At 65.7% G+C, this 25,646-nt stretch carries 23 protein-coding genes; 11 read left to right on the top strand and 12 right to left on the bottom strand.

Annotated elements, in window-relative coordinates:
* Positions 1–186: 186 nt before the first annotated feature.
* Both ACODS4_RS03240 and purU read right to left on the bottom strand, forming a co-directional pair.
* Positions 187–732: a hypothetical protein gene (locus tag ACODS4_RS03240; protein ID WP_488860666.1), complete on the bottom strand. Its 546-nt coding sequence runs from the start codon at positions 730–732 to the stop codon at positions 187–189.
* 527 nt (positions 733–1,259) lie between these two features.
* Positions 1,260–2,126 carry a formyltetrahydrofolate deformylase gene (gene purU / locus ACODS4_RS03235; protein WP_488860664.1) on the bottom strand — a complete coding sequence of 289 codons (867 nt, stop codon included), beginning with the start codon at positions 2,124–2,126 and terminating at the stop codon, positions 1,260–1,262.
* Between the two features lie 188 nt (positions 2,127–2,314).
* Here purU and ACODS4_RS03230 point away from each other — a divergent pair, with 188 nt between their 5' ends.
* A complete protein-coding gene (locus ACODS4_RS03230; RefSeq protein ID WP_488860662.1) occupies positions 2,315–2,701 on the top strand; it encodes a hypothetical protein in 387 nt (128 codons plus the stop codon).
* A gap of 89 nt (positions 2,702–2,790) precedes the next feature.
* Here the strand turns inward: ACODS4_RS03230 and ACODS4_RS03225 are convergent, their stop codons facing one another.
* Entirely contained in the window at positions 2,791–3,012 is a 222-nt protein-coding gene (locus tag ACODS4_RS03225) for a hypothetical protein (protein WP_488860660.1), read from the bottom strand.
* A gap of 187 nt (positions 3,013–3,199) precedes the next feature.
* Here ACODS4_RS03225 and ACODS4_RS03220 point away from each other — a divergent pair, with 187 nt between their 5' ends.
* The 3 genes from ACODS4_RS03220 to ACODS4_RS03210 all read left to right on the top strand — a co-directional run bounded on the left by ACODS4_RS03220 (position 3,200) and on the right by ACODS4_RS03210 (position 6,193).
* A complete protein-coding gene (locus ACODS4_RS03220) occupies positions 3,200–4,027 on the top strand; it encodes an N-acetylmuramoyl-L-alanine amidase family protein (RefSeq protein ID WP_488860658.1) in 828 nt (275 codons plus the stop codon).
* A 198-nt stretch (positions 4,028–4,225) separates the two neighbouring features.
* Positions 4,226–4,819, top strand: a complete 594-nt coding sequence (locus ACODS4_RS03215) for a BON domain-containing protein (protein WP_488860657.1) — start codon at positions 4,226–4,228, stop codon at positions 4,817–4,819.
* 18 nt (positions 4,820–4,837) lie between these two features.
* Entirely contained in the window at positions 4,838–6,193 is a 1,356-nt protein-coding gene (locus tag ACODS4_RS03210; RefSeq protein ID WP_488860656.1) for a hypothetical protein, read from the top strand.
* A 28-nt stretch (positions 6,194–6,221) separates the two neighbouring features.
* Here the strand turns inward: ACODS4_RS03210 and ACODS4_RS03205 are convergent, their stop codons facing one another.
* Positions 6,222–6,815, bottom strand: coding sequence for a TetR/AcrR family transcriptional regulator (locus ACODS4_RS03205; RefSeq protein WP_488860655.1), 594 nt, complete (start codon positions 6,813–6,815; stop codon positions 6,222–6,224).
* 163 nt (positions 6,816–6,978) lie between these two features.
* Between ACODS4_RS03205 and ACODS4_RS03200 the strand changes: the two genes are divergently transcribed.
* The 7 genes from ACODS4_RS03200 to ACODS4_RS03170 all read left to right on the top strand — a co-directional run bounded on the left by ACODS4_RS03200 (position 6,979) and on the right by ACODS4_RS03170 (position 16,223).
* Positions 6,979–7,740 carry an SDR family oxidoreductase gene (locus ACODS4_RS03200; RefSeq protein ID WP_488860654.1) on the top strand — a complete coding sequence of 254 codons (762 nt, stop codon included), beginning with the start codon at positions 6,979–6,981 and terminating at the stop codon, positions 7,738–7,740.
* A gap of 34 nt (positions 7,741–7,774) precedes the next feature.
* Positions 7,775–8,968: an acetyl-CoA C-acyltransferase gene (locus tag ACODS4_RS03195; protein ID WP_488860653.1), complete on the top strand. Its 1,194-nt coding sequence runs from the start codon at positions 7,775–7,777 to the stop codon at positions 8,966–8,968.
* A 140-nt stretch (positions 8,969–9,108) separates the two neighbouring features.
* Positions 9,109–10,128 carry a LysR family transcriptional regulator gene (locus ACODS4_RS03190; RefSeq protein WP_488860651.1) on the top strand — a complete coding sequence of 340 codons (1,020 nt, stop codon included), beginning with the start codon at positions 9,109–9,111 and terminating at the stop codon, positions 10,126–10,128.
* Between the two features lie 152 nt (positions 10,129–10,280).
* Complete coding sequence (locus ACODS4_RS03185) at positions 10,281–11,123, top strand: alpha/beta hydrolase (protein WP_488860649.1); 843 nt, start codon at positions 10,281–10,283, stop codon at positions 11,121–11,123.
* 23 nt (positions 11,124–11,146) lie between these two features.
* The gene (locus tag ACODS4_RS03180; RefSeq protein ID WP_488860647.1) at positions 11,147–12,346 is read left to right on the top strand and encodes an efflux RND transporter periplasmic adaptor subunit; all 1,200 of its coding nucleotides are present in this window, start codon (positions 11,147–11,149) and stop codon (positions 12,344–12,346) included.
* 42 nt (positions 12,347–12,388) lie between these two features.
* Complete coding sequence (locus tag ACODS4_RS03175) at positions 12,389–15,586, top strand: efflux RND transporter permease subunit (protein WP_488860645.1); 3,198 nt, start codon at positions 12,389–12,391, stop codon at positions 15,584–15,586.
* 112 nt (positions 15,587–15,698) lie between these two features.
* Positions 15,699–16,223, top strand: a complete 525-nt coding sequence (locus ACODS4_RS03170; RefSeq protein WP_488860643.1) for an arsenate reductase ArsC — start codon at positions 15,699–15,701, stop codon at positions 16,221–16,223.
* Between the two features lie 246 nt (positions 16,224–16,469).
* On the opposite strand, the gene ACODS4_RS03165 is transcribed toward ACODS4_RS03170, so the two are convergent.
* The 8 genes from ACODS4_RS03165 to ACODS4_RS03130 all read right to left on the bottom strand — a co-directional run bounded on the left by ACODS4_RS03165 (position 16,470) and on the right by ACODS4_RS03130 (position 25,634).
* On the bottom strand, positions 16,470–17,492 hold the full coding sequence (locus ACODS4_RS03165; protein ID WP_488860641.1) for a YcjF family protein: 1,023 nt from the start codon (positions 17,490–17,492) through the stop codon (positions 16,470–16,472).
* Positions 17,489–18,865: a YcjX family GTP-binding protein gene (locus tag ACODS4_RS03160; RefSeq protein ID WP_488860639.1), complete on the bottom strand. Its 1,377-nt coding sequence runs from the start codon at positions 18,863–18,865 to the stop codon at positions 17,489–17,491. The genes ACODS4_RS03165 and ACODS4_RS03160 overlap by 4 nt, the downstream gene beginning before the upstream one ends.
* A gap of 78 nt (positions 18,866–18,943) precedes the next feature.
* Positions 18,944–19,408 (bottom strand): hypothetical protein, encoded by a 465-nt coding sequence (locus tag ACODS4_RS03155; RefSeq protein WP_488860637.1) that lies wholly within the window; start codon positions 19,406–19,408, stop codon positions 18,944–18,946.
* A gap of 52 nt (positions 19,409–19,460) precedes the next feature.
* Complete coding sequence (pelG, locus tag ACODS4_RS03150) at positions 19,461–20,840, bottom strand: exopolysaccharide Pel transporter PelG (RefSeq protein WP_488860635.1); 1,380 nt, start codon at positions 20,838–20,840, stop codon at positions 19,461–19,463.
* On the bottom strand, positions 20,840–22,429 hold the full coding sequence (pelF, locus tag ACODS4_RS03145; RefSeq protein ID WP_488860633.1) for a GT4 family glycosyltransferase PelF: 1,590 nt from the start codon (positions 22,427–22,429) through the stop codon (positions 20,840–20,842). Before pelF ends, pelG begins: the two co-directional genes overlap by 1 nt.
* Complete coding sequence (locus ACODS4_RS03140) at positions 22,426–23,577, bottom strand: tetratricopeptide repeat protein (RefSeq protein ID WP_488860630.1); 1,152 nt, start codon at positions 23,575–23,577, stop codon at positions 22,426–22,428. Before ACODS4_RS03140 ends, pelF begins: the two co-directional genes overlap by 4 nt.
* A 13-nt stretch (positions 23,578–23,590) precedes the next feature.
* Complete coding sequence (locus ACODS4_RS03135; RefSeq protein WP_488860628.1) at positions 23,591–24,982, bottom strand: GAF domain-containing protein; 1,392 nt, start codon at positions 24,980–24,982, stop codon at positions 23,591–23,593.
* 22 nt (positions 24,983–25,004) lie between these two features.
* A complete protein-coding gene (locus ACODS4_RS03130) occupies positions 25,005–25,634 on the bottom strand; it encodes a GNA1162 family protein (RefSeq protein WP_488860626.1) in 630 nt (209 codons plus the stop codon).
* Between the last annotated feature and the right edge of the window lie 12 nt (positions 25,635–25,646).

Below are 25,646 nucleotides of genomic sequence, written 5' to 3'. Positions count from 1 at the left end.
CCGCTGCAAAGGCGTTTGCCGTCATGGATATGCTCCAACTCCCCCTGCGGTCGGCGCGCGCACGCCCCGCCGTCTTTTTTAGGCTTACGACTATAGTGCCGGGGAAGGTCGCAGAGCCATGCAACGAAGGAATGGTGGGTGCACCATCAATCGCTGTTTTTGACGGGTCAGGAGAAGGCTGCGCCTTCAGACGACGTTGTCGGCGTCGCAGAGATACAAATCGATCTCGCCCTGTTCCATCACATGGGCGGCGCCGTGTATGATGCCGTTGGCGACCTGGATGATCCGGTGAATCATCGCAACAGAGATTTGGCAGTCCGCCCGCAGCTTGTCCGGGTCGCCGCCCTGGATGTCGATGGCGACGCGCTCCACCGTGTGGGCGATGACCTGATGGGCCTGAGCGATGGTGTCTTCAAACGGAATACGGAATTTCGACGGGACATGGCCGTAGGCCTCGATCGCCAACTCCTTGTCGGAAAAACCGCTGTCCCGAAAATGCTCGGCGTAGGATTTGGGCTGCCAGATTTGGCATTCCTCCAACATGTCGGGCATGTCTGGGATCATCTCGATCAACATCACAATTTCGTTGAAGTGATTGAGATAGTCCGTCGCCAGCAGGGTTTTTTCGGAAATGTTGGTGCCACGCACACGGGCGCGCCACACCTCATAATCGGCCAATTCGTCCGGCGGAACACCCTCGGTCACGGACAGATCGAACTCTTGGTCTTCCATGCGCCAATCCGAACCCGATGCGACAACAGACATGATTGCGGCGACTGACCGCAATCTCTCACCCTTGATGACCCTGCGCCGTTGTCATTAACTTCCGATTAAGTGACTTGCAAGTGCCCGCATCGCCAACGGCTGGAAAAACACGCGATTCATCCAGGCGGAGCGTTCCAAAGAGCCAAGACCGGCAAGATTCTGAACGCCGCAAGGCCAGAAAAAACGCGCCGACCCGGGGGAGGCGTCGGCGCGTTTGAGGATCGGGAACACTCGCCTCGCCCTCGCACAGCCACAAGCCGGAGGGCGATGTCAGAGTAGCCCTCTAAGTCTTTCAGAACGGTTAAAAGTCTGTTGCTGTTTGCCCTACGAACAAAGAAGACAGGCTTGAGTGCTTGGTCGTCAACGATGTCCAACTTGAAACACATGACGCCGCAAGCGGCTAAATCTTGCGGCTCCTCGATGGATTGTTGCGCCCATCTTGTCCTTAACGGGCGAAGAGCGCCCCGCTCATGCGTCGGGGCGAGGCCCCGACGTCAGCGGAAGACCACCGTCTTGCTGCCGTTCAGCAGCACACGATGCTCGACATGGTAGCGCACGGCGCGAGCCAGAACGACATTTTCGATGTCTCGTCCAATGGCGACCAGATCATCCGGCGTCATTGTATGATCGACGCGCTCGGCCTCCTGTTCGATAATCGGTCCTTCATCAAGATTCGACGTCACGTAATGCGCCGTCGCTCCGATCAGCTTCACGCCACGCGTGTGCGCCTGGTGATAGGGTTTCGCGCCCTTGAAGCTGGGCAGGAAGCTGTGATGAATGTTGATGACCCGCCCCGCCATCCGTTCACACAGCCGCCCCGACAGAACCTGCATGTAGCGGGCAAGCACCACCAAATCGACCTTTTCGGTTTCGACGATCTCCAACAGGCGCTCTTCCTGCTGGGCTTTGTTGTCAGAACCGACAGGGATGTGGTGGAAGGGAATGTTGTGCCACGCCGCCAACTGGTAGAAATCCCGATGATTCGAGACGATGGCCGGAATTTCGATGGGCAGATAGCCGGTGCGGTAGCGGTAGAGCAGGTCGTTCAGGCAGTGCCCAAACTTCGACACCATAATCAGGACACGCTGGCGCCGTCCGGCGTCATGCAACTTCCATGTCATGGCGAAACGGTCGGCCACATGCGCCGCGAAATCGGCCGCCAGCGCCGACTGGGACGGCCCCGCGCTTCCGGCGGAAAAATGGATTCGCAGAAAGAACAGGCCCGACACCCGGTCGCCGAACTGGGCGCTGTCGATGATGTTGCAGCTCCGCTCCGCCAGGAAGCCGGACACCGCGAACACGATGCCGACCGCGTCGGGGCAGGAGATCGTCAGGATATAGTCGGAGCCGGTGTCAGCCATCGCGCGTCTACCATATGAACGGGCACAGGAAAAGGGAGGTCTGCGTATCACGATCCGCGCGCGCTTGCACCCGCTTGATGCAAAAGGCCCCTGCCCGATCTGGGAATGGCTCAAGCCCTTGCTGGCGCCCGCCGCCCGACAATGCCACAATGCCCCCCAGACGAACGGGTTGGCAACGGAGCGCTTCCATGACCTCGGGCGGCAAGATCGTCGGTGAATACACCAAAGGCAAGGTTGACAAGCTGCTGACGCCGGAGGCGTCGGACAGCGGCGCCCGCCACCGCATCCGGCATTTTCTGGAAAACATGGACGCCGCGATCCTGGAAGCCAATTGCGAGGTGATCGGGCGCGAGTTGCCGAACCTCAACCGGGATTCCTTTCTGCGGATGGCGGTCCGGGTGGCGGAATTGCGCGCGGATTACATCCGGGCCGGCATCAAGGCGGCGGAAGCGCGCCGCCCTGAAACGACGGCGGTGGCCGAGTTGGCGCGTTTGCGCGCGGCCTATGAGGAAATGCAATCCGTCTACGAAGCCGCCGAGCGTGTCATCGAACGCGGTTACGTCAAGCTGGCGTGACAAAAAACAAAGCCCCTTCCCACCAACGCGGAGGAAAGGGGCCCCGAAGGGGCCTGGATCGCCGAACGCTCCGTCGGCGTCCACGACAATCACACGTCCTGGAAATGCTCCAGTTCACGACGCAAGCTTGTCATCTCTTTCTTCAGACCGACAAGACGGCCAACATCAGGCGCCGGGCGACGCTCTTCCTTTTCAAGCTCGCCTTCAACCTCGCGCTGCTCTTGTCGGATGATGTTGAACAAGGCTTTCCTCAACATCGCCACCTCCTGAGCTGATTGGTAAAATTTAATCCCTTTCCCATCCATCTTCAAGCAACGGTTTCCCCTGATGGACTCCGTCTCAGGTTGCTGCGATCTCCGTCACAGAAACAGGGGCAATATTCGCTCCCGCCAATCCTCCCTCTCTTGACAAGGCTTTGTCGGGCGCCCATTGGTTAACAAGAGATGGATGTTTGGCGCGGCGTCGCCCAGGGTCCTGGTGTGAGACGGTGTTTGAACAATGGACCGCAGACGGCTGTTGAGATTGGCCTTGCGCCTGCCTGTCGCGTTGCCGACCGGGCTGTTCGCGTTCCCCCTTGCATCCTCCATGGCCGTGGCCGCCGACCACAAGCGCCCCTCCAAACCGTCCGCTCGGCCAACCACCCCCCGACTGGTCATGCTGGACCCCGGCCATGGCGGGGCTGACCCCGGCGCCATCGGCACGCATGGAACCCAGGAAAAAGACGTCACTCTGGACATCGCGCGCGAAGTCGCCCGCCTGTTGGCCGACCATCACCGAGTCATCGCACGCCTCACCCGCAGCGATGATCGCTTTCTGGCTTTGGATGACCGCGTCGCCCTGACCCGCAAGGCCGGAGCCGATCTGTTCGTTTCGATCCACGCCGACAGCGCGCCCAACGCCGACGCGCGCGGCCTGTCCGCCTACACGCTGTCCAGCAAGGCGTCGGACGGCTTCGCCTCCCGCCTCGCCCATCAGGAAAACCAAGCTGATCGTTTCGGCGGTTTGAGCCAAAAAGGCAACAGGCAGGTGGTCAAGGACATCCTTCTCGACCTGACCGCCCGCCACACCCGGAACGCCTCGCTGTTCGCCCGAAAAACTCTGGTCCGAGGCCTTGCCAAAGATCTCCGTCTTTTGGAAAACCCGATGCGTTCAGCCAATTTCGCGGTGCTGAAAGCCCCCGACGTTCCGTCGCTTCTGATTGAAACCGGCTTCCTGTCGAATCCGCAGGATGAGGATATTCTGCGCAACCCCGACGCCCGCCGCCGCGTTGCCCGCGTGCTGGCGCGGGAGATCGCCGTGATTCTGTCCAACCGCAGCTTCGCGTGATTCCCAGCCACCGCATCCCTTCGCAGCCGCAGCAACTGCAACATCCGCGCATCACCTAAGGAGAAATCGACGATGACCCGAAAATCATCACAGATTCCCCATTGCCAACCTTCGCCCGGCATGACTTTTTCGCGCCGCCTGCCCTGTCAACCGGGGACGGCGCACGCCGGTGGGGGAACCGGCAGGGGGAGACGCGCTGTGACACGATTCAGCCGCTTTGCGGCGCTGGTGGGGCTGGCTCTGGCATCGGGCGGGGCCATGTCCGGTTGCGCGCCGCTGGTCATCGGCGGGGTTGGCGGCGCCGCCATGGCGGCGTCAGAACATCGCGGAATCAAGGGCTTCGCCTCCGACACCGAAATTCGCGCCTCGATCAATCATCTCTGGTTCCAGCACAACATCAACTTGGCCTCCGGCCTTGGTTTGACGGTCGATCAGGGGCGAGTCCTGCTGACCGGACGCGTGCCGGACGCGCAAAGCCGCCTGGACGCCGTTCGTCTGGCTTGGCAGGCCGAAGGGGTCAAAGAGGTCATCAACGAAATTCAGATCAACGACGGCGGCGGCATCCTCGACAGCGCCAGCGACACCTGGATTTCGACTCAGCTCCGCACAAAAATCACCATCGACGGCGACATCCACAGCCAGAATTACAGCATCGATACGGTCGACGGCGTCGTCTATCTGATGGGAACGGCGACCACTCAGGCTGAACTTGACCGGGTGATCGAGCATGCTCGTTCCGTCGCCAACGTCCAACGCGTCGTCAACTACGTCCGTCTTCTCGCCAGCCTCTAAGATCGAAACCACATCGCCATGGCCTCCGCCTTCGCCCGCATGACCACGTTCTTCCGCTGCTCTTTGTTTGTTCTCGTCACGCTGGTCGTGTCGGCGATGGCGACCGGCGGGGCCATGGCGCAGGAATCGGGGCCGGCGAACCGGATGTTCGTTCAGGCTTTGCAACTGATTAAGCAAGCCGACAACAGCTTTGACGTCGCTGAAGAATCACGCCTTTTGAAGGAAGCGGACAAGCTGTTCAACGAAATCGTCACCAAATACCCAGACAGCGCGCTGTCGGTGCAGCTTGTCACCAACCAATTCGTCGGCGACTTCGATTTCTATGATTTCCGCGCGCGCATCCGCGCCATGGTTTGCAACGAACCGCTGGCCAGCCTGTGTTTCCTGCACCGGATTGGCGAGATGCTGCCTCCAGTCGAAACTCCCATCGCCGCCGCCCGTTGGGACTGGTTGTCGCTGGCCGTCGCCTATCACCAGATCGGCGACACGGGCCGCGCCAAGGAAATCGTCGCCCCCTTCGTCAGCGCCGTCCGGCGCGGTTCCGTCGCCGACAGTTCGGGGCAAGATCTGTTCGTCGCCCGCGCCTTGACGCTGATGGGCCAAACCCAATTGGCGTTGGACATCACCCGACAGATCGCCGACTGCTCCACCCGGATCTACAACCTCGCCGACATCGCCAAGGCCGCCGCGTGGCGCGGCGATCTGGGTTTGACCAACGCGCTGGCCGAGGAGGCCAAAAACTTCGCGACCTCGCGCGGTTGTTCGTGGGAGTTGGGGTTGGTCGCGCAAACCCTGCTGCGCGCCGGGAAAGAAGCGCAGGCCCGCACCCTGTTTCTGAACACGGTGGAAACCCAATTCTCCAAATTCAAGGAAACCCGGGGCGAATGCTGCCCGCCGGAATTGGCCGTGGCGGCGGCGGAGATGGGCGACGCCACGTTGGCGTTGTCGCTGCTGCGCACCGTGCAGGATGAGAACCCCTGGACCATCCCAACGGTTCTGGGCCGTTTGGCCCGCCGGGGCGAGGGCGCGCCCGCGCTGACCTACGCCGAGCAGGTGGCCGACACCGACACGCGGGGGGAGGCCTACGCCGAACTGATCGAAGCGGCGCTGAGACGCGGCGATCCGGCCACGGCGAATGACCTGATGAAGCGGCTGAGCAAGCTGGCCGATGACGCCGCCGGTCGCCGCCCCGGTCTTCTGGCGCAAAAGGCCAAGGCGGAAAAGGCGCTCTACACCGACGACCGTTGGCGCCGCAGCTTCCAGTTGGCGATCAACGCGGCGGAGAAATCGAGCAATTTTGTCCGCCGCGACATCGGCGCGCCGCTGCTGGCCGCCCTGGTCCGCATCGAAACCGGACACCCGATGCTGGATTGAGTGGGCTGGATTGAGGGGCTGGGAGCGGTTACGCCCCACCGCCGATCAATCCAGCCAATTGCCCGCGCAGCCCGGTCAAAATCGCCTGTGACAGCGCCGGATCGGTCTGCGCCGTGGCGCGGGCCAGCGCCACCCCGCCGACCAGCGCGGAGACAATCGTCACGGCGCGGGCGTCGCGCTCCGCCTCCGGCGCGACCGACGGCGGCAGGCGGTCGCGCACGACGGCGACGAACCGTTCGACTCCGCCGGTGAAGCGCGCCTGCACGGCAGGATCCTGCCGCCCCACTTCCGTCGCGAAGGCGGGCATCGGGCAACCGGCGTCGGGCCGGTCGCGGTGCAGGTCCGACAAATAGCGGTCGAGGAACGCGGCCAGCGGCCCGTTGGCCGCCGCCTCGTCCTGCGCCAGCCGGTTCAAGCTCTCCTGAAAAGCCGCGTCGCACGCCTCGGCGGCCAGCGCGTCTTTGGACGGGAAGTGGCCGTAAAAGCCGCCATGGGTCAGACCGGCGGCCTTGGTGATTTCCGCCACCCCCACCTTGTCAAAGCCGCGCTCGCGAAACAACCGCCCCGCCGCCGTGACGATGGCCGCGCGGTGTTCCGCCGCCTTTTCCTTGGAAACCTTCACGCCCCGCCCTCCACGCAACGCTGACGCGCGTCTGGCGACAGCGTCCGCGTTTATTCATGATTGTCATCATCAAAAAATCATTCATGATGATCGTCATCATAAGCTGCCCCCGTCCAAACGGCAACCGCGCCGCTCGACCGGGCTTTGAACAGGAATCGGAACAATGACGGACATGACGGGCGGCGTAGCCTTGGTGACAGGCGGAACCTCGGGCATCGGGCGGGCGACCGCGCTGGCCTTCGCCAAGGCGGGGGCCATCGTGATCGTCACCGGACGGCGCGAGGCCGAGGGCCAGGAAACCGTGGCGTTGATCGAGCAAGCGGGTGGAAGCGGTCGGGGCGTGTTCCTGCGCGCCGATCTGTCCGACGCCGCCGAGGTCGCGGCCCTCTTCGCCCGGATCGAACGCGATTTCGGTCGCCTGGATTTCGCCTTCAACAACGCGGGCGTCCACAGCGCCAGCCCGTTGGCCGGGGCCAGCGAGGAGGAGTTCGACCGGATCATGGCCACCAACGTGAAGGCCGTGTGGCTGTGCCTGAAGCATGAGGTCGCCATCATGCAGCGCCAGGGCAAGGGGGCCATCGTCTCCACCGGCTCCGTCCTTGGCCAGATCGGGTTGGCGGGCAACAGCGTCTATTCCGCCAGCAAGGCGGCGGTGGAGGGCATGAGCCGCAGCGCCGCCATCGAGGTCGCCAAATCCGGCGTTCGGATCAACACTGTCTGCCCGGCGATCATTCAGACGCCGATGACCCAAGGCTCCTTCGGCGGGGCGGCGGCGGTGGACGCCGCGCTGGGGCCGCTCCACCCCATCGGGCGGGTCGGACGCCCCGACGAGGTCGCCGCCGCCGTGCTCTGGCTCTGCTCCGACGCCGCGTCCTTCGTCACCGGCCAGTCGATCAACGTCGATGGCGGCTTCACAACTCAGTGATGCTCTGTTGCCCCATCTGGAAAGACCAAACGCCATGAACCAGTCCGATCCTGTCGTCATCGTCGCCGCCGCCCGCACCCCGCTTGGCCGCTTCCAGGGGGATTTGTCCGGCTTGACCGCCCCAGCGCTGGGCGCGCACGCGGTCCGCGCCGCGTTGAGCCGGTCCGGCCTGTCCGCTGACCGCATCGACGAGCTTCTGCTGGGCTGCGTCCTCCCCGCCGGACAAGGGCAGGCCCCCGCCCGACAGGCGGCGCGCGGGGCCGGGCTGCCGGACGCCGTCGGGGCGACCACCATCAACAAGGTCTGCGGATCGGGGATGAAGGCGACGATGCTCGCCCATGATCTGATCCGCGCCGGATCCGCCGATATCGCGTTGGCGGGCGGCATGGAAAGCATGTCGAACGCCCCCTATCTGCTGGCCAAGGCGCGCGGCGGCTACCGGGTCGGGCATGACCGCCTGTTCGACCACATGATGCTCGACGGGTTGGAGGACGCCTATGAAGGCGGTCGCCCGATGGGCGATTTCGGCGAGGCCACCGCCGCGCGTTACGGCTTCACCCGCGCCGACCAGGATTCCTACGCCATCGAAACCCTGACCCGTGCGCGGGCGGCGATTGACGGCGGCGCGTTCGTCGATGAAATCGCCCCAATCACCGTGGCCGCCAAGGGCGGCGACCGGCTGATCGCCCAGGACGAGCATCCGCTGAAACTGTCGCCTGAAAAGATCCCCACCCTGAAACCGGCCTTCCGCCGCGACGGAACCATCACGGCGGCCAGTTCCTCGGCCAACGCCGACGGGGCGGCGGCGCTGATCCTCACCCGCCGCTCGCTGGCCGAGCGCGAAGGGCTGCCGATCCTCGCCGCCATCCTCGGCCACGCCACCCACAGCCAGGATCCGGCCTGGTTCACCACCGCGCCGATCCCGGCGATCCGCAAGCTGTTGGACCGGGTGGGCTGGTCGGTCGCCGACGTCGATCTGTTCGAGATCAACGAGGCCTTCGCCGTCGTCGCCATGGCGGCCCAGCGCGATTTGGGCATCCCGGCCAGCGCGTTGAACGTGAATGGCGGAGCCTGCGCGCTGGGGCATCCCATCGGGGCGACCGGCGCGCGGCTGATCGTCACCCTGCTGCACGCGCTGGCCGCGCGCGGCTTGCGGCGTGGCGTCGCCTCTCTCTGCATCGGCGGCGGCGAGGCGACGGCCATCGCGGTTGAACGCCCGCTGTACTGACCCACCGGCGCTGATCCGCCCCGCCGACGCCGGTTCCAGCCCAAGCATAGGACGCATGCCGTCAGCCGCCATCGACAAGGGGACGGGCAGCCCCCAGATTATCCGGCGACCCGCTTTGCCCCCAAGTCGATGGACGGACCATGGACAAACTGCACGCGATGCGCGTTTTCGTCCGCGTCGTCGAGACCAACAGCTTCACCCGCGCGGCGGAAACGCTGGGGTTGCCGCGCGCGTCGGTGACGACGACCATCCAGAATCTGGAGGCGGCGTTGGGAACCCGCCTGTTGCAGCGGACCACGCGCAAGCTGAATCTGACGCTGGACGGCGCGGCCTATCTGGAAGGCGCCACCCGCATCCTGTCCGACCTGGAAGAGGTCGAATCCTCCTTCACCAGCACGCGCAGGGCCCCACGCGGGCGGTTGCGGGTGGACATGTCCGGCTCCATCGGGCGGTTGATGCTGATTCCGGCGCTTCCCGAATTCCACGCCAAATACCCCGACATCGACATCATGATCGGGCTGAGCGACCGCCCCATCGACCTGATCCAAGAGGGCGTCGATTGCGTGCTGCGCGCCGGGGATTTGCAGGATTCCAGCCTGATCGGGCGGCGGGTCGGGGCCTTTCGCCCGATCACCTGCGCCAGCCCGGATTACCTCGCCCGCCACGGCCTGCCGACGACGTTGGAGGATTTGGAGCGGCACACCGCCGTCAATTACTTCACCCGCACCGGCAAACTCTATGGCCTGCATTTTGAACGCGACGGCGAAAGCCTGGAGGTCGCCATGAAGGGCAAGGTGTCGGTCAACGACGCCGACGCCTATGTGACCTGCGGGGTGGAGGGGTTGGGCATCGTCCAACCGGCGCGCTTCATGGCCCTGCCGCATCTGCGCGACGGCGCGTTGATCGAGATCCTGAGCGCTTGGCGCCCGCCGCTGGTGCCGATTTCGGCGCTCTACCCGCACAACCGCCATCTGTCGCCCAAGGTCCGCGTCTTCGTCGATTGGGTGGCGGAGCTGTTCGAGCGCTGCCCGCTGATGCAGGGCGAGGACATCCTCCTGGACTGCGAGAAGCCGGGCAAGCGCGCCAAACCCGCCCGCAAGGCCACCGCCGCGCCCAACGTGCTGGAGGAAGCGACGGACTCCCGCCTGTGCGTGGTCTGACCCCCGCCCGTCCATTGATCCGGCGCTTTGATCCGGTGATTGTTCGTCCAATCCGAATTGTGTTGGCCGCAACCCGCTGTTTATCGTGATCCCGCCGCCGCCCACACTCCGCCGCGTCGCAATGCGGAAGGGGCGCTGGGCGCCAAGGGAACATGGATCGGTCATCGCGTCAGCCAAACAGCGTCACACCCCTCACACCCTGCCCGCTCGCCGTCGATGACCGGACCATCGCCGGTCACGCGCAGGACATCCGGCTGCGGCTTTACCGCCCGCTGATCGGGCTGGCGGTTCCGGCCCTGCTCTATCTGCACGGCGGCGGTTTCACCGGCGGATCGCTGGAGGAGGCGGAGACCGCCGCCTCGATGATCGCCGAAACCATTCCGGCGCTGGTCGTGTCGGTCGGCTATTCGTTGGCCCCGCGACACCCCTTCCCCACCGCAGCCCACGACGCCCACCGCGCCGCCCTGTGGACTCAGGACGCCGCGCAGGAACTGGGCGTCACCGGCGCGCTGGGCGTGGCCGGGCATGACGCGGGCGGCCATGTCGCCGCGTCCTTGACCTTTCTGGCCCGCGATCTGGGCGAGGTCGCCATCGCCGCGCAGGCGTTGCTCGGCCCCATGCTGGATCCCAGCATGACCCGCGCCAGCCAAACCACCATCCGCGAGGCCCAGGCGATGGGCGGCGAGGAGGCCGTCGCCTCCTGCGCCAAATGTTACCGCGCTTATTTGCCCGAGGCGTCGCAACGGCTGCACCCCTACGCCGCCCCGCTGGAATCCCGCCGTCTGGCCAGCCTGCCGCCCGCTTTGATCGTCACCGCGCAGAACGACGTGTTGCGGATCGAGGCGGAGCACTACGCCGCCAATCTGATCGCGGCGGGTGTTCCGACCGAGGTCACGCGCTTTCCCGCTATTTCCAACCGCGCCTTGCCGAACCATCGCCCGGCCCTGCTGGCCGCCGCCGATTTCCTGCGTCGCCGCCTGACCGCCGCCGCTTAACATTCTTTTTCCGGGAGCTTGTCATGCCCATCCTGTCCCGCCCGAAACTGGCCCTTTTGCTGGCGGCCAGCGCCGCCACCGCCGTCATTGTCGGCCTGTCGATCAACCAGAGCCGCGCCGACGCGCCATCGTCCGCCGCCGCCCCGCCGCCGCCCGAGGTGGACGTCGCCGCCGTCGTCGCCCGCCAGATCACCGATTGGCAAAGCTATTCCGGGCGGTTGGAAGCGGCGGAGCGGGTGGAGATCCGCCCGCAGGTGTCCGGCGCCATCGTCGCCGTGCATTTCCGCAACGGCGCGCTGGTCAAACAGGGCGACGTCCTGTTCACCATCGACCCGCGCCCCTATCAGGCCGAGGTCGCGCGGGCCGAGGCGCAGATCGCCGCCGCGCAAGCCCAACTGCGTTTCACTGCCGCCGATTTCGACCGCGCCCAACGCCTGATCCTGAACGCCACCATCTCCCGCCAGTCGCTCGACGAAAAGGACAACGCCGCGCGCGCGGCGGCGGCCAACCTGAAGGCGGCGCAAGCGGCGTTGGAGATCGCCCGTCTCAATCTGGACCACACCCAGGTGACGGCCCCGGTGTCGGGCCGCGTCTCGCGGGCCGAGGCGACGGTGGGCAATCTGGTCGCGGCGGGCGCGGCGGCGGCCCCCTTGACGATTCTGGTGTCGGTCTCGCCGATTTACGCCGCCTTCGACGTGGACGAGCAAACCTATCTGCGTCACATCGCCACTGTGAAGGACGCCGCCAACGTGCCGGTTCAGCTTGGTCTGGCCAGCGAGAGCGGCTATTCGCGTCAGGGCGTCGTCGAGCATGTCGACAACCGGCTGGACGCGGCGTCCGGCACCATCCGCGTCCGCGCCACCTTTGACAACGCCGACGGGCTGCTGGTCCCCGGCCTGTTCGCCCGCGTCAAGGTTGGCGGCAGCGTCCCGCACGACGCGCTGATGGTGGAGGACCGCGCCATCAACACCGACCAGGACAAGAAATTCGTCCTGGTCGTCGGCGCCGACGACCGCGTGCAGTACCGCCCCATCACCTTGGGCGCGCTGCAAAGCGGCCTGCGGGTGGTCACGGGCGGCCTGTCGGCGGGGGAGCGCGTCATCGTCAACGGCACCCAGCACGCCCGCCCCGGATCCCGCGTCGCCCCGCGCGCGGTGGCGATGGACGGCAAGGCCGCCGAAACCATTCAGACCGCATCGGCTTTGGCCGCCGCCAAGCCCTAAGCGCCGCGCCGATTTGAGCCGCCGCCCGCCGGAGAGCCGCACATGAACATCTCGAAATTCTTCATTGATCGCCCGATCTTCGCGGGCGTTCTGTCGGTGGCGCTGTTTCTGGCGGGGGCGATCTCGCTGTTCCGGTTGCCGATTTCCGAATACCCGGAGGTCGTTCCCCCCTCCGTCGTCGTCCGCGCCCAATTCCCAGGCGCGAACCCCAAGGTCATCGCCGAAACCGTCGCCTCGCCGTTGGAGGAGCAGATCAACGGCGTTGAAAACATGCTCTACATGCAGTCGCAGGCCAACAGCGACGGCAACATGGCGCTGACCGTCACCTTCAAGCTGGGAACCGACCCGGACAAGGCTCAGCAGTTGGTGCAAAACCGGGTGTCGCAGGCCCTGCCCCGCCTGCCGTCCGACGTGCAGCGGCTGGGGGTGACGACGGTCAAAAGCTCCCCCACCTTGACCATGGTGGTGCATCTGCTGTCGCCCAACGACCGCTACGACATGACCTATCTGCGCAACTACGCCCTGTTGAACGTCAAGGACCGGCTGGGCCGGATTCCCGGCGTCGGCGAGGTGCAATTGTGGGGTTCGGGCGATTACGCCATGCGGGTCTGGCTCGATCCCAACAAGGTGGCCCAGCGCGGCCTGACCGCGACCGACGTGGTGACGGCGATCCGCGAACAGAACGTCCAGGTCGCGGCGGGCGTCATCGGCGCGTCGCCCACCCTGCCCGACGTGCCGCTGCAACTGTCGATCAACGCGCGCGGCCGCCTGAAAAGCGCCGAGGAGTTCGGCGAGGTGGTGTTGAAGACCAGCCCCGACGGCGGCGTGACCTATCTGCGCGACGTCGCGCGGGTCGAGCTGTCCGCCGCGCAATATGGCCTGCGCTCTCTGTTGGACAACAAACCGGCGGTCGCCATGGCGATCAGCCAGGCCCCCGGCGCCAACGCGCTGGCGATTTCCGACAAGGTCCGCGTGACGATGGCGGAACTGAAGGCCGACATGCCCGACGGCGTCGATTTCAGCATCGTCTATGACCCGACCCAATTCGTCCGCTCCAGCATCGAGGCGGTGATCCACACCCTGTTGGAGGCCATCGCGCTGGTGGTTCTGGTGGTCATCGTCTTCCTTCAGACATGGCGGGCCTCGATCATCCCCTTGCTGGCCGTGCCGATCTCCATCGTCGGCACCTTCTCGTTGATGCTGGGGTTGGGCTATTCGATCAACGCGCTGTCGCTGTTCGGCATGGTGCTGGCCATCGGCATCGTGGTGGACGACGCCATCGTCGTGGTGGAGAACGTCGAACGCAACATCGAGTCCGGCCTGTCGGCCAAGGAGGCCACCTACCGCGCCATGCAGGAGGTCAGCGGGCCGATCATCGCCATCGCCCTGACCTTGGTCGCCGCTTTCGTGCCGTTGGCGGCGATGTCCGGCCTGTCGGGCGAGTTTTACAAGCAGTTCGCGATGACCATCGCGATTTCGACGGTGATTTCCGCCTTCAACTCGCTGACCCTGTCGCCCGCGCTGGCGGCGGTTTTGCTGCGCGGCCATGACCAGCCGCAGGATTGGCTGACCCGCGCGATGAACCGGGTGTTCGGCGGATTTTTCCGTCTGTTCAACCGGGTGTTCCACCGCGCCTCCACCGGCTATGGCCGGGGCGTCGGCGGGGTGGTGCGCCGCAAGGGCGTGATGATGGTCCTGTACGCCGGGCTGCTTGGCCTGACCGTGTTTCTGGGGCAGGCGGTGCCGATGGGCTTCGTTCCGGCGCAGGACAAGGAATACCTCATCAGCTTCGCCCAGCTTCCCAACGGCGCCTCGCTCGACCGGACCGAAGCGGTGATCCGCCAGATGACCGACATCGCCTTGAGCCGTCCCGGCGTGCAAAGCGCCGTCGCCTTCCCCGGCCTGTCGGTCAACGGCTTCACCAACAGCTCCAGCGCCGGCATCGTCTTCGTCACGCTGAAGCCCTTCGCCGAGCGTCATGATCCGTCCCTGTCGGCGCTGGCCATCGCCGGTGATCTGCAAAAGCGTTACGCCGGATTGAAAGAGGCTTTCGTCGCCATCTTCCCGCCGCCGCCGGTGCTGGGGCTTGGCACGCTGGGCGGTTTCAAGATGCAGTTGGAGGATCGGGGCGCGCTGGGGTACGAGGCGCTGAACGCGGCGGTCGGCGCCTTCGTCAAGCAGGCGATGCAAACGCCGGAGCTGGGGCCGAGCTTTTCCAGCTATCAGATCAACGTGCCGCAATTGGACGTCGATCTCGACCGGGTGAAGGCCAAACAGCAGGGGGTGGCGGTCGGCGACGTGTTCGACACCATGCAGATCTATTTGGGGTCGCTCTACGTCAACGACTTCAACAATTTTGGCCGCGTCTATCAGGTGCGCGTGCAGGCCGACGCGCCGTTCCGCGCCGAATCCGCCGACATCGGTTTGCTGAAGACCCGCAACGCCCAAGGGGCCATGGTGCCGCTGTCCTCGCTGGTGACGGTCAACCAAAGCTACGGGCCGGAAATGGTGGTGCGCTACAACGGCTACACCGCCGCCGACATCAACGGCGGCCCGGCCCCCGGCTTCTCCTCCGGCCAAGCCCAGGCGGCGGCGGAGCGGATCGCGGCGGAAACCCTGCCGCGCGGCGTGCGGTTCGAGTGGACCGACCTGACCTATCAGCAAATCCTGGCGGGCAATTCGGCGCTGTGGATCTTCCCCATCAGCATCCTGCTCGTCTTCCTGGTTCTGGCGGCGCAGTATGAAAGCCTGACCCTGCCGCTGGCCATTCTGCTGATCGTGCCGATGAGCCTGATGTCGGCGCTGGCCGGGGTGTGGCTGACCGGCGGCGACAACAACATCTTCACCCAGATCGGCTTCATGGTGCTGGTCGGGCTGTCGGCCAAGAACGCCATCCTGATCGTCGAATTCGCCCGCGAGTTGGAGCATCAGGGCCGCAGCGCCGTCCAGGCCGCCATCGAGGCCAGCCGTCTGCGGCTGCGCCCGATCCTGATGACCTCCTTCGCCTTCATCATGGGCGTGGTGCCGCTGGTGACGTCGACCGGGGCCGGGTCGGAGATGCGGCACGCCATGGGCGTCGCGGTGTTCTTCGGAATGTTGGGCGTCACCCTGTTCGGCTTGATCCTGACGCCGGTCTTCTATGTGCTGCTCCGCCACATGGTGGGCAGCCACCGCCGGGCGCCGGCGGGCGCGGCCTTGCCCTTCGCCGGGGAACCCGCGCCGGGTTATGGCGACGACTGATACAAAGCAAGTCAACTGACACAAAAGCTTGATTTGAGAAGGGGCCAGCGGGCGCGGCAGGATGCCGCCGCCCGCTTGTGCCGTGCGGCGGGTCTGATTGGGGGGATGGGCCATGTCCGAGAAAGTTTACAACGTCCTTTTCGTCTGCACCCACAATTCGGCGCGCAGCATCATGGCGGAATGCCTGATGCGCCGCTGGGGGGCCGGACGCTTCGTCGCCCATTCAGGCGGCAGCAACCCGGCGGGGCAGATCAACCCCTACACCATCGCGACCTTGGAAGCCTTCAATTACAAGACCGACGGCCTGCGCTCCAAAAGCTGGGACGAGTTCGCCATGCCCGGCTCGCCGCCGCTGGATTTCGTCTTCACGGTCTGCGATCAAGCGGCGGGGGAGACCTGCCCGGCCTTCATCGGCGCGCCGCTGACCGCCCATTGGGGCGTCGAGGATCCCTCGACCGCCGAAGGGTCGGAGGACAAGATCCGCCGCGCCTTCCGACGCGCCTATGTCGAACTGGAAAGCCGCATCAAGATCTTCTCCAGCCTGCGGGTCGAGGCGTTGGACAAGCTGAGCCTGCAAAACTCCCTGCACATGATCGGCACGGTGCGCAACCAACAGCCGGAAAACGCGGGCGCCTGACCAGGACGGGTGGGCGAGGTCGCCTCGCCCCTCCCTCACAACCTATGGCATTCACACATCTTTGGTTTCGGCAACTCATTGAAAGAAAAAGAACTTTTCTCCGTCATTCCCGCGAAGGCGGGAATCCAGGCTTACCCACAGGGTTCGTCTGACAAACTCTGGATCCCCGCCTTCGCGGGGATGACGAGAAAGCCATTTTATTTCAATTGGTTGCGGCAAGAAAAAGATGTGTGAAGCCGGTAGCCCTCACAGCACCTGTTTGGGCAGCGTCAGCAATTCCTTACGGATGCGGGTCAGGCTGGGCTGGTTGTCGGGGCCAAAGGCGATGGGGCGGCACAGATGCATGGCGGTCAGCCCGACGCGCGCCGTCAGCAAGCCGTTGATGACGCCCTGACCCATCCGGGTGGAGATCGCGGCGGCGATGGAGCCGCCCAGCGCATCGACCGCCACATGATGGGCGCTTTCGCTCAAGCCCGCGACGGCGATGTTCGCCAGCATCCGGCGCGTCAGCCGCAGCGAGCCGAAATAGCCGGGCCGCGCCCCATAAAGCGCGGCGATCTCGCGCACCAAAGTCAGATTCCGCCACAGCACGACCGCCAGATCGAGCAGCGCCGACGGGCTGAGCGCCGTCGCCACCGCCGTGTCCCGCGCCGCCCGCAACACGCGCTGGTGGGCGAGACGATCCAGCGGCGTCAGAAGCTCCCGGTCCAACAGGCGGACGATGTCGCCGTCGTCGTGCGCGTCGGTGACATGGTCGCGCAGGCGGGCCAGCGCCGGTTGCAACTCCGCGCGCGGGGCGTAGAGCGCGGTCAGCGCCCCGGCGAAGCGGGCGGCGGCCCCGTGAGTCTGGTCAAGGCTCAAGCGTTCGGCCTCGCCGCGCAACGCCTCGATCCGCCGCAAACGGCGCAGGGCGCGCCATTCGCCAATCAGCAAGCCGACGACGGCCACGCCGACCCCGGCGACCAGCAGCGCCGTCACCAGGCCCAGAACGGCGCTGGCGGCGAAGGCGCGGGCCAGCAAATCCGCCGTGTCCAGCCCCACCGCCACCAGCAACAGCCCGGCGACCGCCCCGACCAGCCAGCGCCCGATCCGGCGCGGCGGCGGGCCGGGCGCGTCCGGCAGATCGGGGGCGGTGGGGAGAGTCTCCAGCCGGTTGTCGGTCAACAGCGCCTCTTCCTCCGCCACCGGCAGCGGGGCGGCGGCGGCGAGGTCAAGCTCCATCGGCGGCGTCCAAGCCGCGCCGCGCGCGCTGTGGGAATGCTCGCTCATTCCAGATAATCCCCCAGCAGGAATTGCAGCGCCTGATCGACCCGGATGTGGGGCAGGCCGCGCGAGTCGCGGCCCAGATCGGCGGGCGGGCGGAAGGGCAGGAAATTGTATGGATGCTCGCGCCCCGGCGGGAAGGCGTCGGCGTCCTCCGGGATTTCGCCGGGGAACAGCACCGTCGGGCGGTCGCGTCCCACCGGGATTCCGCGCACGCAGCGCAATTGCCGCCCGTCATGCTCCGCCGTCACGCTGTCGGTGCATTTCAGCGCGGCGATGGCCATGGTCTCCACCTCCGCCCCGTCGAAGCGGATGGCGGAGCGGGCGTTGCCGACCAACTGGTCGAGCAGGCCGCGCAAATGCGCGTGCTGGTGCGCGGCGATGTGGTCGGCCTTGGTCGCGGCGAACAACACCCGGTCGATCTTGCCGCCGAACAGCCAGTCGAACCAGCCCGAGGAGCCATGGCGGAACGGCTCCAGGCTCAATTCCAGGGCGCGCTTCATGTCGGCCATGCCGAACGGCCCGGCGTTCAGCGCCCCCAACACGTCGATCAACACGATCTGGCGGTCGAGCCGCGCGAAATGATCGGCGAAGAAACGGCGGACGACGTTGGTCTTGTACGCCTCGTACCGAGTATCCATCAGTTCCCACAGGCTGCCGCGCCCGCAAGCGCCGCCGGGCAAGGGGCAGAAGGTCAGCAGCGGCGCGTCCTTCAGGTCGCCCGGCTCGACGAAGCGGCCCGGCTGGATGAGGCTGAGCAGCGTGTCGGCGCGGCGGCAATCATGCAGATAGTCGGTGTAGAGCGCCGCCCCGCGCCGGGCGTCGTCCTCCGCCGCCGGGGCCGCCGGGTCGATGTCGCCGAGCCAGCCGCGCCACGGCGCCGACAGCCGGTCGCGCGGCGGTTGGGCGGCCAGATCCAACGTCAAGGCGCTCCACTCGGCGAAGCTCAGGCGCAGCAGCGGCAGGTCGAGCAGCCATTCGCCGGGGTAATCGACGATGTCGAGGTTGAGCGTCGCCATCGGCTGCACCGTGCGGATCAAGGCCGATCCGGGCCGGTAGCGCAGGGAAACGCGCAACTGGCCGATGCCCTTCGTCGTCTCCGGCCAGCGCGGTTCCGGCCCGGTCAACGCCGCCAGATGGCCTTCGACGTCAAAGCGCGGCACGTCGGGATCGGGCTGCGGACGCAGGCGCGACGCCTGGAAGCGGCCCGTAGACACCACGTCCAGAAAGGGCAGCCGCCCCGCCTTCAGCAGATTGTCCACCAGGGCGGTGACGAACACCGTCTTGCCCGACCGGCGCAGGCCGGTGACGCCCAGACGGACGTTGGTCTCCATCAGGGCGCCGACGTCGAAAACATTGGTCAGATCGGGAAAACGCACGGTCGCCGCTCAATCACCGGACAGGGAGAATCGCCCCTATATGGGGATGGTTTCCGGCAATCCCAGGGTTGTTCCCGCTCACACCGGCGGAATGTAGTTCGGCATCAATTTCGCTTGATCGCCGACATACACCGAACAGCGCGCGTCCTGGTCGAGGAAGAAATAGACCTTGCCGGGCTGCCGCTTGTTCTGCGGATCCTCCAGATTGGCCCCGCCGGAAAAGGCGACGCCGTAACGCCGCTCCGGCGTCACCGCCCAGTAATAGCCGTCGCTCTTCTGCTGGAAGGTTCCCGCCATGCAGGCCTGGGTCAGCGCCTTGTCGTAGGCCGCCAGACCGTCCAACCCCTTGGGCAGCTTGTAGACGGCGCGGGCGGGGGCGTAGAGGATGCGCGGCGCGTAGGTCCGGGGCGGCAGGGAACGGTAGAGGGAATGCCGGGTGGTCGGCGGCCAATCCGTCTTGGGGATGTCGTCGGCCAGCGCCGCGCCCAAGGGAAGCCCCGCCGCCAACAGCGCGAAAACGGAACCAACCAGCGCCCGCGACATTCCACCCTCTCCCCAGCGTGACCGATGGCGCAATGTTACCACAGTGACATGGTCAACGCACGGACGGGTTGTTGGCGACAAAGGCGAAATAGGGCAAACGGCGCACCGCGTCGGCCACCATCAGATAGGCGACGACGAAGGCGAACAGGGAGCTGAGGAAATAGCCGTAGCCGTACCAGGCGAACCCCATGTCGCTGAACAGCAGGCTGAAACCGACATTCGCCGCCAGATAAATCAGTTGAACCGCCAAATTGCGCCGCCGCAGATCGAAATAGGCCAGAATCACCGTGCAGAACAGGAACATCGACTGGAAAAACGCCCCCAACGCGCCAAAACGGAACATGCCGATCTGCTGGTAATGCAGCCCCAGCGTTCCGATGATGGCGGGGGCGGTGAAGATGGTGACGGCGCACACCGCCCCTTGCAGGATGACCAGATTGCGGCAGCTTTCCAGCAGCGCCGCAATGATGGAGCGGTGGTTGCGGGCGATCTGGTCGTAGGTCGCGTGCTGTTGGATGTCGCGGTAGAAACCTTGGTAATGCTCGAAGAAGCGGGTTTCGATGTTCACGGTGAACAGGGTCAGGGCGGGCAGGATGGTCAGATAGGCCACGAACATGGCGCTGTCATATTCGGTGTAGATCACCATCGCGCCGGAGATGATTTCCCGTTCCGGCACGAACCACATGACCCATTTGTCCGACCAGACGGCCAGATTGGCGACCAGACCGATCAAGGCCAGATCCCAATATTTGGGAAAATAGGACAAAAAGGCGAAAAGCCGCGCCACCTTGTAGGGGTATTCGGCGAACACCCGCGCGATCAACCCGAACTGAATCCCGGCCAGCCCCAGCGAGAAGCCCCACACCATCCCCGCCGCGCCGTACAGGCTGCCGAACAGCGCCGTCGTGGCGATGCCGACCAGCATGCCGACGCCAAAGGCGGTGGTGACGGACAAATAATCCTTCAGCGCCGACAGGAAGATCGACACCACCCAGATGCCGCAAACCAGAAAGAAATTGACCAGCCCGCCCAGCATGATCGGCGTCGGCAGATCGCTGAAGAACAGATAGAACGGCCCGGCGGTCAGGGCGGCGATGGCGTAGGCCAAACCCAGCGTCGCCAGCAGCATGCCGGGGGCGGCGTCCACCTCCTTGGAATAGATGGCGTCGGCGAGATAGCGGGTGGCGACCAGCACCAACGGCCCGGTGAAGACCACCGAGAAACAGAAATTGTAGATGACGACGACGCGGAACAGGGCCAGCTCCTCCAACCCCACCATGTCGCGCCCGACGAAATTGATCCCGGCCAGCGCCAGGATGGTGAACATCCAGGGGCCGGAGGTGATGAAGGCCGAATGGGCGTAGCCTTGCAACACCCCCAGCAGATCGTCGCGCCGCGCCAGCTTGCGGAGCGCGAAGCCAATGCCCGCCATCAGTCGATCCCCGTCTGGTAATGGTCCGTTCCGCGAAAATCCGGGTCGAACAGGGTGGGCCGGTCGGGCTTGGCGATGTGCTCGTCATAGATGGCGCGGTAGATGCGGTCGATCTCCACCTTGTCGTAATAGCGGGCGACCCGCTTGGCGATGGCCTCCCCGCACTTCTCCCGCCATGGCCGGTCGAGCAGCAGGGCGCGCAACTCCCGCGCCGTGTCCAACGGGCTGGCCAGGGGGGTGATCGCCCCGCCCGCCCCCAGCGGCGGATCCTCGTCGGGCCGCCCCAGCAGCAGTTCGGAGCAGGACCCCACGTCGGTCGCCACGCTCGGCACGCCCGACGCGCCCGCCTCCAGAATGACCAGCGGTTGCGCCTCGCTGACGCTGGTCAGGGCGATGGCGTCCACCCGGCCCAGCCAGTCGGTCAGCTTGACCCGCCCGGCGAAGATCACCGTGTCTTCCAGCCCCAGATGCTTGACGATGGTTTTGCATTCCTCGACATAGCCGGGATCCTCCTCCAGCGGCCCAAGGATCATCGCCTTCACGTCGGGGATGTCCTCGCGCAGGATTCCGGCGGCGCGGATGTAGGTCTTCACGTCTTTGATCGGCACGACGCGCCCGATCAGGGCAATGGTCGGCGGGCGGTTGGCCTCCTCGCGCTTCACCTTGGAATAGCCGTCATAATCGATGCCGTTCGGCACCACCTTCAATTTCGCCGGATCGGCGCCCTGGCGGCGCTGGAACTCCTGATTGCCGCCGTACAAGGTGACGATCTTGTCGCAGGCGTCGTAACAGGCTTTGGAGTAGCTGGCGAAGGTGTCGAGCCACAAATCCCGCAAATCGCGCTTTTTCTTGTCGAGCGCCAGCGAGGTGTCCGCGCCCTCGAACAGCCATTCGGCCATCAGAATTTCGATGCGCCGTTCGTTGGTGTAGATGCCATGTTCGGTCAAGACCGCCGGACGTCCGGTTTCCAGCACGGCGCGCGCGGCGAACAGCCCGGCGTAGCCGGTGGAAATGGCGTGGTAGATTTTGCAGCGGGGCATCGGCGCCAGCATGGTGGCGAACAGCCCGCTCATCAGCGCCCGCGATCCCCAAAAATACTCCAGAAAGGACGCGTCGGGCAGCGCCGCCCGGCACATCCGCACCACCATGTGAAAGGAGTCTTCAGAGTTCAGCAGGATCCGCCGCCCAGCCCGCCCGCGCGATTTGTGGATCAGGCGGGCGACGTCGGCCACCTCGGCCAAGCCGCCGCCCTGCTGCAAGCGGCGCAACGGATGCTCCATCGCCGCCAGAAAGCCCTTGATCCCCGGCATCCAGCGCCAGCCGGGGGCCGGATCCTGCAAATAGACGTGGGTCAGTCCGGTGACGTTTCCGGGCAGCTCATAGGCCAGCTTGCGGGCGTTGCGGTCGGCCACCAGCGCCACGACGTGAAAGGTCAGATCGGCGTGCGACTTGATGAGGTCGTGCGTCCAGGTCGACACGCCGCCCGCGACATAGGGATAGGATCCCTCCATCAGCAAACAGACGTCGGCCAACGGCGCCGCCGCCCCCTCCGGCAAGGGGGGCTTGGGTGAGCTTTGCGCCGCGCTCATGCCGCCACGCTCAACGGGATGTCGGACGCCGCGTCCTCGTCGTCGCGCCACAGGGCGAAGACGTCGCGCAGCGCGTCGGGCAACGGCACGTCTTTGCCCAATTGGTCGGGACGGCGTTGCGGCAGGGCGCGCAGATCGGCGTAGCGCTTCAGCCGGAACAGGCTTTCGGCGTACCAGAACAGAATGCGGCGGTCGGCGGCGCGGTCGATCAACGGCTCCAACCGCATCGCCGCCTCCTCCGCCAACCCGCAACGCAGCAGCAGACGGCCAAGATCGTGGCGGATGTCGTCGTCGTCGGGGGCCAGTTCCAGGCAACGGCGGTAGCCGTCCAACGCCTTCTCGCGGATTTCCGCCTCGCGGTTGGCGTCGAGCAGGCCGCAAAAGGCGTAATCGTCCAGATGCCGGGCCAGTTCCGCGCGGGTCGGTACATTGTCGGGGTTGGAGCGCACGGCGTTGTCCAGGCTTTGCCAGCGTCCGTTGAACTCATGCTCCACCCGCGCCGTCGCCGTGGCGGCCTGGACGCGAACGGACGGGTCGGCGTCGCCCAGCCCGGCTTTCAGGGCGGGGGTGAAGGCGGGGCGGAAATGGCGGGCGACCAGGGCGATGACCGCCTGTTTTTGCTGCGGCGTGCCAACCGACATCACGTCGGTGAAGGATTCCCCCGCCGCCAGATGGGCGGTTTCCCGGCCCGAAACGATCAGTTCATACAGCTCCTGCGCCGGTTCGACCTCGCTTTCCGGGAACAGCGAGAGATACCAATCCTGAAAGCCGGTGGCGTAGCGGCGGAACAGCGCGTGCAGCCCGGTGGTCAGCAGGGTGAAGAACGGCCCCAGCGGCCCCAACACCGGCGTCGTCACCAGCATCAGCCCGGCCAACCGCAGATCCAAGCCGCGCCGGGCGCGGGCGCGCGCCCACAGGACCAGAACCCCACAAATCAACCCGTGACCAATCAGGGCGGCGATCAACGGCAAGTGAGTCGGCCACGGAAGATCGGACGGCAGGGCGGGCAGGCGCGCCATCACCAGCGCTGGATTCGCCGCGCCCAGCGCCAACCCGGCCTCGCCCGCCAAGACCAGCAGCCCGGCCAGGGTCAGATCGCCGGTTCCGGCGTTGGGGGCCTCTTCCAGAACGCCGTCGGTCATGGACATGGCGCGCCCATCCTCATTCCCGCGCCTCAACCTTTTGCGTGGTGAAGGAAATCGGAATCCGGCTGAGGCCGCTGGGCAGGGAGGCGCGCACCGCCTTTTCCAGCTTGGCCTCCACCAGCTTCGCGCCCTCCAGCGGCGTGCCGGTCAGCACGACGCCGAAGGAACCGCCCTGGTTGCCGAAATCACAGGCCAAATCGGTGTCGCGCAGGCTCTCGCGCACGGCGTTGCCGATGGCTGTGGCCAATTCCGCCCGCTGACCGGCGGACAAGCGCGACAGACCCGACGGGCGGATGGTGATCGAGGTGGTCTCAAACCCCATGCGACGCCCAAGCAGGGCGAGAAATTCGGCCTGTCGTCCGATGTAGTGCGACGAATAGAGCGAATCGTCGGTCATGATCCGCTGTTCGTTGGCCAGACTGTATTGCCGGGCCTTGGCCAGCGCGGTGCCGATCCATTCGCACAGGATGCGGAAATTCTCCACCGTGTTGACGCTGAGATCGGTGAATCCCATGCTTTCGATCTTAATCATGCCGACCACTTCGCCGGTGTCGCTGCTGATGAGGGGGCCGGCCAAAACGCCTTCGCCGTTCAGGATGCGCTCGTCCTCGATCCGGGTGACGCAGAGTTGACGCTGGCGTCCGACCACCCGCTCGAACAGGGACGAGGAATGGTCGAACCAGCGGGCGTAACCGTCCTGCTCCTCGTCCCACCCTTCGTTCGTCACCGATTCCAGAACGTCGTTGTTCAGCAGGAACAGCGAGAATTTGTCCGGCTTCATCACCGTGCGGATCAGGTCGGCGACGCCCAGCATCACCTCGCCCTCGTCCAGCTTGTCGATGGCCTTGGCCGCCTGATAGAGCGTGAAGACGGTGCGCAACTGACCGGCGACGCGGGTTTCCAGATTCTCCTTGACCGATTTCAGCGCCCGATAGGACCGGGTGATGGCCTCGGACTCCTTGCGGGCCATGGCGAGACCATTGCGCAAATCCTCGCGCTCGCGGATCTGGCGCATCCGCAACTCGCCGACCAGCACGCCCGCCACCAGCCACAGGATGGGGTCGCGGGTCATCGCGTAGAGATATTGGTAAAGATCTTGGGAAATCGTCTGTTCGGGCAGATTGCCGACGCGCAGCGCCGCAGCCGCCGCCAGCGCCGCCAACACCCCCTCGTTGGTGCCGTACTGGATCGCCAGCAGCAGAACCGGGATCCAAAAGGGATGCGGCTGCACGCTTTCAAACCGCTGGCCATTGCCCAGCGCCCAATCCATCCACAAGGCCACGCCAAAGAACAACGTCAGTTCAATCAACGCCACCCGACGAAAGCCCAACAAACGGCGCGGCGCGACTTGGGCCGCGTCGTCCGTTTGTTGGGTCGTTTGCTGGAAGGGGGCGGCGGAGTCGCTCATAGGGCCGTCATCGTCCTGTGGATCATGGCGCCGCCGGGGCCATGCCCGCCATGCCCGCGTCCGCCGCGTCGCGCAGGCTGTCCGCCATGCGGGTCACGACGCGCTGGGCGACGTTGTTCACGCTGTCACGGCTGAAAATGCCCCGGCCCGCCGCTGACTGGCTGGACGCCCACAAAACCACGCCATCGGACGTGCGGACCAATCGGGCGTTCAGCCCGACCACCGGCTCCTCCCGCAAACCATGCTGATAGCCATATTCCGAGACGCTGCCGACCAGGACGGCGTCGGTCCCCAGCGTGCGCCCGGCGGCCTGGGCGTAGGTGCCGTCGGTCAGCTTTTCGGCGTCGATCTTGGCTGTGACCAGTTGGTTGCGGACCCGGCTGGCCTCCGCCACCTGATACAGCCCCAGCCCATAGAGTTCCGTGGACAGCAGATCGGCGGCGATCTGTCCGGCGTTGGGGTAATTGGTCAGATTTTCAAAGGGCAGCACGGCCACCGACGCGCCCATCGGCAGGCTCTCCCCGGCCCGCGCGAAATCGCGGTTGGCGCTGCGGCCAACGCTGCAAGCGGCCAGCGTCGCCGCCACCAGCGCCAGCGCGATCAATGACCGCATCGAACCCATGATGGCGCGCGCGCCTTGCGTTCGTTCCATTTCCAGCCCCTT

Source organism: Azospirillum sp. FG154, from assembly GCF_057809575.1.
Note: the sequence above shows the minus strand (reverse complement) of the source record. Positions and strands in the feature narration are given on the sequence as shown.